The following is an 8,334-nucleotide window of genomic DNA, read 5'->3' as shown; positions in this document are numbered from 1 at the left end:
CGGGTCTTCGGCGGCACCGTCGCCGCCGCCGCTGGACGCCGCCGCGGCCGGGGCCGACGCACCGCCGCCGCCGCCGAAGCCGCCGCCGCCGCCCCGGCTGATCTTGTTCACCTTGGCGGTGGCGTAGCGCAGCGACGGCCCGATCTCGTCGACCTCGACCTCGAAGACCGTGCGCTTCTCGCCCTCGCGAGTCTCGAAGGAGCGCTGCTTGAGCCGGCCGGTGACGATCACCCGAGACCCCCGGGTGAGGCTCTCGGCCACGTTCTCGGCCGCCTCCCGCCAGATGTTGCAGCGCAGGAAGAGCGCGTCACCGTCCTTCCACTCGCCGCTCTGCCGGTCATAGATCCGCGGCGTGGACGCCACGGTGAAGTTCGCGACGGCCGCCCCGGACGGGGTGAACCGCAGCTCGGGGTCGGCCGTCAGGTTCCCGACGACGGTAAGCGTGGTATCACCGGCAGCCACAGGGCCCTCCTGGAATCGATGGGGTCTTCTCCGGCGAGCCTACGCACCGGAGCCGAACCGGGTCGCCGAAGTTCCACATGCGGGTGACTCGCTAGGACTTGTCGGTGCGCATCACCTTGGTGCGCAACACCGACTCGTTGAGGCCGAGCTGGCGGTCGAGTTCGGAGACCGTCGCCGGAGCGGCCGTGACGTCGATCACCGCGTAGATGCCTTCGGCGTGCTTGGCGATCTCGTAGGCCAGCCGCCGCTTACCCCAGATGTCCACCTTGTCCACCGTGCCGCCGTCTTTGCGGACGACGTTGAGGAAGGTCTCCAGGGAGGGGGCGACGGTACGTTCGTCGAGGGTGGGGTCGAGGATGACCATGATCTCGTAGGGACGCATGGGAAACCTCATCACCTCCTATGGTCGTAGCGGCCACGGCGGATTCCGTGGCAGGAGGTCGCCGGCGTCGGCAACGGCGATCAGGCTACCGGAGAACGGGCCGGGGCGCGAAATCGGCCGCCGGCGCCGGGATGCCCGGGCGCGCCCGCAGCCAGCCCGGCAGCCAGGCCGGCGGCGCGTCGGCGGCCCGGTCGAACACCCCGCCGCCCGGGTCGTCCGCCCAGCCGCGCAGCCGCACCGGATCCACCGGGTCGGCGGCGGGCCGGTAGATCTGCCGGAGCACCAGTCCGCACAACACCAGCACCGCGAGGTCGCGCAGCAACACCGCCGTGGTGAACCACTGCTCGGGCAGACCGCGGCTGCGGACGCTGTACAGGGCGTACATCCGCGGCACCCACACCAGCGCGTCGATCGTCATCCAGGCCAACAGCAACCGGCGGTGCGGCACCGCCAGCGCCGCCAGCGGGACCAGCCACAGCGAGAACTGCGGACTCCACACCTTGTTGGTCACCAGGAACGCGGCCACCAGCAAGAACGTCAGCTGCGCCAGCCGTGGCCGGGTCGGCGCGGTCAGCGCGACGTAGCCGATGCCCAGACAGCACAGCGAAAACGCCGCCACCACAACGGTGTTCAGCACGATCGGCGGCTGCCACAGGCCGAGATGGCCGTCGAAGCCACGCCAGCCGGTGTAGGACCTCACCACGTTGAACAGCGAGTCCATATCGGCTCCGCGGCGGCCGTTGAGCCGGAACACCTCCGACCAGCCCCGCGGAAACAACAGCAGCACCGGAAGGTTCACCAGCAGCCAGGCCCCGGCCGTCGCCAGCGCGGTGCGACCCACCTCGCGCAGCCGTCCGGTCCGCAGCCCGAGCACCAGCAGCGGGCCGAGGAACAGCGCCGGGTACAGCTTCGCGGCGGCGCCCAGCCCGAGCAGCACACCGGTGGCCACCGGCCGCCGGCGTGCCCAGGCCAGCAGCCCGCAGGTGGCGAACGCGACCGCCAGAGCGTCGAAGTTGGTGAAGATCTGGAAGATCAACAGCGGCGAGGCGGCCACCAGAGCGGCATCCCAGACCCGCCGGCCCGCCAGGCCGGCGGTGGCCCACACCGTGGCCAGCCAGGCCAACGCCAGCCCGAAGGCGACGACGTCGAAGAAGACCACCACCTCGGCGACCACCGGGACGGCGACCACCTTGCTCAGCGCGGTGTAGGTCTTGGCCAGCGTCATCGCCGTGTACTGGTACAACCCGGTCAGCACCGGATACTCCATGTACCGCAGCGCCGGTTGGCCGTCGTAGCGAACCTGCTCCTTGCCGTGCTTGTCGCGCTCGATCCAGTGCGACTGGTACGGGAATTCGCCCCGGTCCAGCAGCTCGGCGGTGTAGAGCGGCACCGTGTCCGAGTAGCACAGCTGGTAGTAGGCGCGCTCGTTGTCCCAGTTGGCGACCCGCTGGTCTCCCGCGCCGGAGCCGACGCTCTGCAGACACGGCGCCTTGGTCGTCCAACCCAGCGCCAGGAACACCACCGCCATCAGGAACATCACCCGCACCGGCGTCCAGAACCGGGTTCGCCCGATCAACGCATGCTGGCCCACCGGACCGCCGATCGTGTTCGCCAGCGCGTGCCCGATCGGATCGGTGCGACTGGGCAGATCCCGGTGGTCGGCGCTGCGCAGGTCGGTGGCGAGCGGCCCCGGCGACACACTGACGCGACGCTGGCCGGCCGTCACGGTGCGGGCGGCGGCGGTGGAGGCGGTGGTGGTGGTGGTGGTGGAGGCGGGGGCGGCGGCGGTGGCGGGGGCGGGGGCGGCGGCATCCCCCACGGGGGCGGCGGGGGCGGCATCCCCCACGGCGCCGGCGGCGGCTCCCAGTCCGGCTGGTAGTAGGCGGGTGGGCCGGCCGGGACGAACGGGTCGGGCGGGGGCGGCGGCGCGGCCGGCACCCCGGCGAAGCCGCCGATCTCGGTGGGCGTCGGGAAGTTCTCGAAGTTGGTGCCCCGCAGGGCGCCGTCCATCGTCGCCTTCCAGATGTCACCGGGCAGGCCCGCGCCGTACACCGGCCCGCCCCACTGGTTGGTCAACGGTTCGTCACCCCCGGTGGTGCCCACCCACACCGCCGTCGACAGCGACGGCGTGTAGCCGACCATCCAGGCGTCCCGGTTGGCCCCGGTGTCGCCCAGCTGGGTGGTGCCGGTCTTGGAGGCGGCCGGACGTCCGCCGGAGAGCGGGTGCATCGACCAGCCGGGGATCGGCTGCATGGCGGCGCTGACGTTGTCGGCGACGCCCTTGGGGATGCGCCGCTCGCCGGGGTCGTCCGCTGCGTCGGCGTTGAAAAGCACCTTACCGGCGGCGTTGACCACCTTCTGCACGAAGTGCGGCCGGTGGTAGACGCCGGAGGCGGCGAGCGTGGCGTAGGCCGACGCCATGTCGATAACCCGGGTCTGGTACTGCCCGAGGACGACGCCGCCTTCGGGTGGTCCGCCCTTGCCGTCCTGTGACAGGGTGTGCTCGACACCCGGGAAGCTCTCGGCGACCCCGGCGGCGTGCGCCGCGTCGGCGACGTCCTGGGCGCCGTTCTTCAGCTTGAGCATCAGCCGGTAGTACGCGGTGTTCAGCGAGCGTTTCAGCGCCTCGGCGATGTTGCAGACCCCGCAGCCGTCGCCTTCGGCGTTGGTGATCTTGATCCGGCCGTTATCGACGGTCAGCGGGGCGCGGTCCACCTGATAGCCCAGCCCTATCCCCTGCTCCAACGCGGCCACCAGCGCGAACACCTTGAACGACGACCCGGTCTGCAGCCCGGCCTGGGCGAAGTCGAACCCGGCGGCGTCGGCGCCGCCGTAGTAGGCGCGCACCGCGCCGTTGCGCGGGTCGATGGAGACCACCGCGGTGCGCATGTTCGGGATCTGGTCCTGCAGGTAGGTCTCCACCGCATCCTCGGCGGCGTCCTGCGCCTTGGGGTCGATAGTGGTGGTGACCTGCAGTCCCTGGGTGTTCAGCGTCTTCTCGTCGATGTCGAATAGGTCGAGCAGCTCCCGGGTGACCTGCCGCTCGATCAGCCCGTCGGGCCCGGTGACCAGGTTCTCGTCGCGCGCCTGATCCGGTGGCGCGGTCTTCGGGAAGCTCTGCTGGTCCCGCTCGGTCTTCGACAGCGCACCGATCTCGACCATGCCGTCGAGCACCCAGTTCCATCGGTCGACCGCGCCTTCGGGGTTCTTCGCCGGATCCAGCGAGGACGGCCGCTGGATCACCGCCGCCAGCAGCGCGCCCTCGGCGATGGTGAGCTCCTCGACCGGCTTGTCGAAATACGCCGTGGCCGCCGCGGCGATCCCGTAGGCGCTGCGGCCGAAGTAGATGATGTTCAGGTAGGCATCCAGCACCTCGTCCTTGGACCAGGCCTTGGTCATCTTGGTGGCGATCACCAGTTCCTTCGCCTTGCGGGTCAGCCCGCCCATCCCCTCGCGTTCCGCGCCGACCAGCGCGTTCTTGACGTACTGCTGGGTGATCGTCGACCCGCCCTGGGTGTCCCCGCCGAAGAGGTTGTTCTTGATCGCCCGGCTGAACCCAGAGAAGGAGAAGCCCGGGTTGGTGTAGAAGTCGCGGTCTTCGGCGGCCAGCACCGCGTTGCGTACGTACAGCGGAATCTGGCTCAGCTTGACGTCGACGCGGTTGCCCTCCGGCGGGATGATCTTGCCCAGCTCGGAACCGTCGCGGAACAGGATGGTCGACACCTGGTTGGTGCGGATGTCGCCGGGCTCGGGGATGTTGACCATGTGGTAGGCCAGGGCGAACGTGACGACCGGCAGCAGCAGCATCGCGACGACGCCGGCGTACAGGCCGCGCCGGACCCATCTCCAGTTCAGCCGGGTCAGATCCTGGCGCAACGCGGCCAGCAGGCCGCCCAGCCCGGCCAGCGCCTCGTCCTCGTCGGCGTCGTCCCCGCCGTCCTCGGCTGCGGCGGCCGCGGGCCGGGTGGTGGCGCGACCGGAAACCCGCTTCGTGGCATCCTTGGCCGCCGTGCCGGTGCGGGGCTTCGCCGGGCGGTCCGCCAGGGCCGCGGTGACCTCCTCGATCGGATCCCGCCAGTCGTCGTACCGGGCGTCCTCGATGATCGTCGAGGTGACCTCGGCGGGGTGCGGTTCGGGTGCAGGCGACCCGGCAGATGCCGAACCGGACCCGGCAGCTGCGTAGCCGGGCTGCGACTCGGCCGAATCCGTGGCTTTCCAGTCGGAGCCTTTGCGGCTACTCACCGGCGGTCCGAGCGCCGCCGCGCGCCGTCCGACGGCCCCCGGTTCCCCGCGGCGGCCGGGCGGCGCCGAGCACGTACGACGTCACCAGGTGGTTCCAGCTGCAGGTGCGGCAGACCTCCACCACGTGCACCGAGAACTCCGGGTAGCGGGTGGCCAGCAGCACCAGTTCCTCGGCGGTCCGGGCCGACCCGGAGACCGGGCCGAGGTGGTCGCCGAAGACCCACGACACCAGGGTGAGCTGCTCTTTTCGGCAGATCGGGCAGACCACCGCGCTGGGCCTGCCGTGGAATTTCGCGGCCCGCAGCAGGTAAGGGTTGGCGTCGCAGACCTCGGACACCCCGGTGCGTCCGGAGTACACCTCGGCCAGCAGGGATCGGCGCCGCAACGCGTAATCCACCACCTGTCGCTGCAATCGCACGCTGACCAGGATACGACGCAGGTGCCGCACCGGTGTGGCGGAGTGGTCGATGATCGGAGGGTTGTTTGGTTTATATCGCCGCGATACTATGCCGCGAAGCGTCGCAGCACCGTAACGAGTCGCGGCACGGTAGTGATCAGCACGGGAGGTGGTCGGAGTGCTCGAGCTCGCCATCCTCGGTCTGCTGCTCGAGTCGCCGATGCACGGCTACGAGTTGCGGAAACGGCTGACCGGCCTGCTCGGGGCGTTCCGGGCGTTCTCCTACGGGTCGCTCTACCCGGCGCTGCGCCGGATGCGCGCCGAGAACCTGATCGTCGAGAACGCCGCGCCGGCGGGAACGCCGGTGCGGCGTGCCCGCCGGGTCTATCAGCTCACCGAGGCGGGGCGGCAGCGCTTCACCGAACTGGTCGCCGACACCGGCCCGCAGAACTACACCGACGACGGGTTCGGCGTGCACCTGGCCTTCTTCAACCGCACCCCCGCCGAGGCGCGGATGCGCATCCTGGAGGGCCGCCGGCGCCAGGTCGAGGAGCGGCGCGAGGGCCTGCGCAACGCGGTGGCGCGGGCCAGTGGCTCGTTTGACCGGTACACCCGGCAGCTGCACCAGCTGGGGTTGGAGTCGAGCGAACGGGAGGTCAGCTGGCTCAACGAGCTGATCGCCGCCGAACGCGTCGCCCAGGGCCGCCCCGAGTCGAGCACCCCCTGAGCGCCCGGCACGAAGCACCAAACAGCAGCACCAGCAACGGATACAAGGCACGAGATTCGTGGAAGTAAGGAGAACGACCACATGAGTGAGCAAACCGCAGCGGCGGCGACGGATGTGCGGGTCGCCATTGTCGGCGTCGGCAACTGCGCGTCCTCGCTGGTCCAGGGCGTCCAGTATTACCAGGACGCCGACGAGAACTCGGCGGTGCCCGGCCTGATGCACGTGCGGTTCGGCCCGTACCACGTCCGCGACGTCAAGTTCGTCGCCGCGTTCGACGTCGACGCCAAGAAGGTCGGCTTCGACCTCTCCGAGGCCATCTTCGCCTCGGAGAACAACACCATCAAGATCGCCGACGTGCCGCCCACCAATGTGATCGTGCAGCGCGGCCCGACCCTGGACGGCATCGGCAAGTACTACGCCGACACCATCGAGGTCTCCGACACCGACCCGGTCGACGTGGTCAAGACGCTGCGCGAGGCGAAGGTGGACGTGCTGGTCTCCTACCTGCCGGTCGGCTCGGACGAGGCCGACAAGTTCTACGCCCAGTGCGCCATCGACGCCGGGGTGGCGTTCGTCAACGCGCTGCCGGTGTTCATCGCCTCCGACCCGGTGTGGGCCAAGAAGTTCGCCGACGCCGGGGTGCCGATCGTCGGCGACGACATCAAGAGCCAGGTCGGCGCCACCATCACCCACCGGGTGATGGCCAAGCTGTTCGAGGACCGCGGCGTCACCCTGGACCGCACCTACCAGCTCAACGTCGGCGGCAACATGGACTTCAAGAACATGCTGGAGCGTGAGCGGCTGGAGTCCAAGAAGGTCTCCAAGACCCAGGCCGTCACCTCCAACCTGACCGGCTCGCTGGCCGGCAAGGTCGAGGACAAGAACGTCCACATCGGCCCGTCCGACCACGTGGCCTGGCTCGACGACCGCAAGTGGGCCTACGTGCGGTTGGAGGGCCGCGCCTTCGGCGACGCGCCGCTGAACCTGGAGTACAAGCTGGAGGTGTGGGACTCGCCGAACTCGGCCGGGATCATCATCGACGCGGTGCGCGCGGCCAAGATCGCCAAGGACCGCGGGGTCGGCGGCCCGATCGTGCCCGCCTCGGCGTATCTGATGAAGAGCCCGCCGGAGCAGCTGCCCGACGACGTCGCCCGCGCCCAGCTCGAATCGTTCATCGCCGGCTAAGTAAGCCGTCCCGGGCGCGGCCGACCGCGGCTCAGCCGCCGCGGTGCCCGCGCTGGGGTTACCGTTACGGGTGATGCATCTCCGCCTGTACCGAGCAGCCGACCTCGGCCGCGCAACACCGGCCCGGCTGCTGGCGCTGGCCGCGGTGCTGGTGATCTTGGGCGGCATCGCCGCGGTGCCGCCGGCGCTGGCGGTCCCCGAGCAGTGCACCCCGACCGGGCTGGCGAACGCCATCCCGCTGCCGGCGAAGCTGGCGAGGGCGAAGCGTCCGCGCGAGGACAAATACACCACCGCCACCGTCGTGCCGCTCGACTCGATCGACGTCGGCCGGCTGGGGTTGGTCACCCCCGGCGTGCTGACCGTCGGCACGCTCACCGCGAGCCCGCCGACGAACTGCATCAACTCCGCCGGGCGGTACACCGGCTTCGACAACGAGCTGCTGCGGGCGATCGCGAAGAAGCTCGGCTTGCGGATCCACTTCGTCGGGACCGACTTCTTCGGCCTGCTCGCCCAGGTCGAGTCGGGGCGCTTCGACGTCGGCTCGGCGTCGATCAACGCCACCGATGCCCGCCGGCGCACGGTGGCCTTCACCAACGGCTACGACTTCGGCTACATGATGCTGGTCGTCCCGGCCGGCTCGCCGATCACCGGATTCGACGACCTGGCCGGCCGGCACCGGATCGGCGTCGTCCAAGGCACCGTCGAGGACGCCTACGTCGTCGACGCGCTGGAGCTGCAGCCGGTCCGGTTCCCGGACTCGATCACCTTGTACGCCAGCCTGAAGAGCCGGCAGATCGACGCCTGGGTGGCGCCGGCGCTGCAGGCACAGCACATCGTGCGTCCGGGCGACCCGGTCTCGATCGCCGGGTACACGTTCAGCCCGGGCAACTTCGAGGCGTACGCGGTGGCCAAGGAGAACCGGCCGTTGCTCGCCGCGCT

The 8,334-nt window shown here is 70.3% G+C and carries 8 protein-coding genes; 3 read left to right on the top strand and 5 right to left on the bottom strand.

Translation table 11 applies throughout. The annotated features are described in order from the left end of the window. The 5 genes from AC2VNT_RS16830 to AC2VNT_RS16810 form a co-directional block, all read right to left on the bottom strand. The coding region (locus tag AC2VNT_RS16830; RefSeq protein ID WP_486947937.1) for a single-stranded DNA-binding protein at window positions 1-462 on the bottom strand (462 nt) is incomplete at its 3' end. A gap of 91 nt (window positions 463-553) precedes the next feature. Further along, window positions 554-844, bottom strand: coding sequence for a 30S ribosomal protein S6 (gene rpsF / locus AC2VNT_RS16825; RefSeq protein WP_486947939.1), 291 nt, complete (start codon window positions 842-844; stop codon window positions 554-556). Window positions 845-929: 85 nt separating this feature from the next. Then, window positions 930-2,570, bottom strand: a complete 1,641-nt coding sequence (locus AC2VNT_RS16820) for a glycosyltransferase family 87 protein (RefSeq protein ID WP_486947938.1) — start codon at window positions 2,568-2,570, stop codon at window positions 930-932. Next, window positions 2,567-5,086, bottom strand: coding sequence for a transglycosylase domain-containing protein (locus AC2VNT_RS16815; protein WP_486947936.1), 2,520 nt, complete (start codon window positions 5,084-5,086; stop codon window positions 2,567-2,569). Before AC2VNT_RS16815 ends, AC2VNT_RS16820 begins: the two co-directional genes overlap by 4 nt. Further along, window positions 5,079-5,504, bottom strand: coding sequence for a DUF5318 domain-containing protein (locus AC2VNT_RS16810; RefSeq protein ID WP_486947935.1), 426 nt, complete (start codon window positions 5,502-5,504; stop codon window positions 5,079-5,081). Before AC2VNT_RS16810 ends, AC2VNT_RS16815 begins: the two co-directional genes overlap by 8 nt. Before the next feature lie 157 nt (window positions 5,505-5,661). On the opposite strand from AC2VNT_RS16810, the gene AC2VNT_RS16805 reads away from it, so the two are divergent. From AC2VNT_RS16805 to AC2VNT_RS16795, 3 genes are all read left to right on the top strand, one after another. Beyond that, window positions 5,662-6,210 carry a PadR family transcriptional regulator gene (locus AC2VNT_RS16805; RefSeq protein ID WP_486947934.1) on the top strand — a complete coding sequence of 183 codons (549 nt, stop codon included), beginning with the start codon at window positions 5,662-5,664 and terminating at the stop codon, window positions 6,208-6,210. An 81-nt stretch (window positions 6,211-6,291) separates the two neighbouring features. Beyond that, window positions 6,292-7,395, top strand: a complete 1,104-nt coding sequence (locus AC2VNT_RS16800) for an inositol-3-phosphate synthase (protein WP_486947933.1) — start codon at window positions 6,292-6,294, stop codon at window positions 7,393-7,395. 73 nt (window positions 7,396-7,468) lie between these two features. Beyond that, window positions 7,469-8,334: ABC transporter substrate-binding protein (locus AC2VNT_RS16795; protein WP_486947932.1), on the top strand; the 866-nt coding region annotated here is incomplete at its 3' end.

This window comes from Mycobacterium sp. TH-M15 (genome assembly GCF_057473705.1).
The sequence above is the reverse complement of the archived record's forward strand: the minus strand, read 5'-3'. Positions and strand labels throughout refer to the sequence as shown.

Bases quoted from the DNA above. Each gene is read 5' to 3' on its own strand.
- rpsF (WP_486947939.1), bottom strand. From the start codon at position 844: ATGCGTCCCTACGAGATCATGGTCATCCTCGACCCCACCCTCGACGAA.
- AC2VNT_RS16800 (WP_486947933.1), top strand. From the start codon at position 6,292: ATGAGTGAGCAAACCGCAGCGGCGGCGACGGATGTGCGGGTCGCCATT.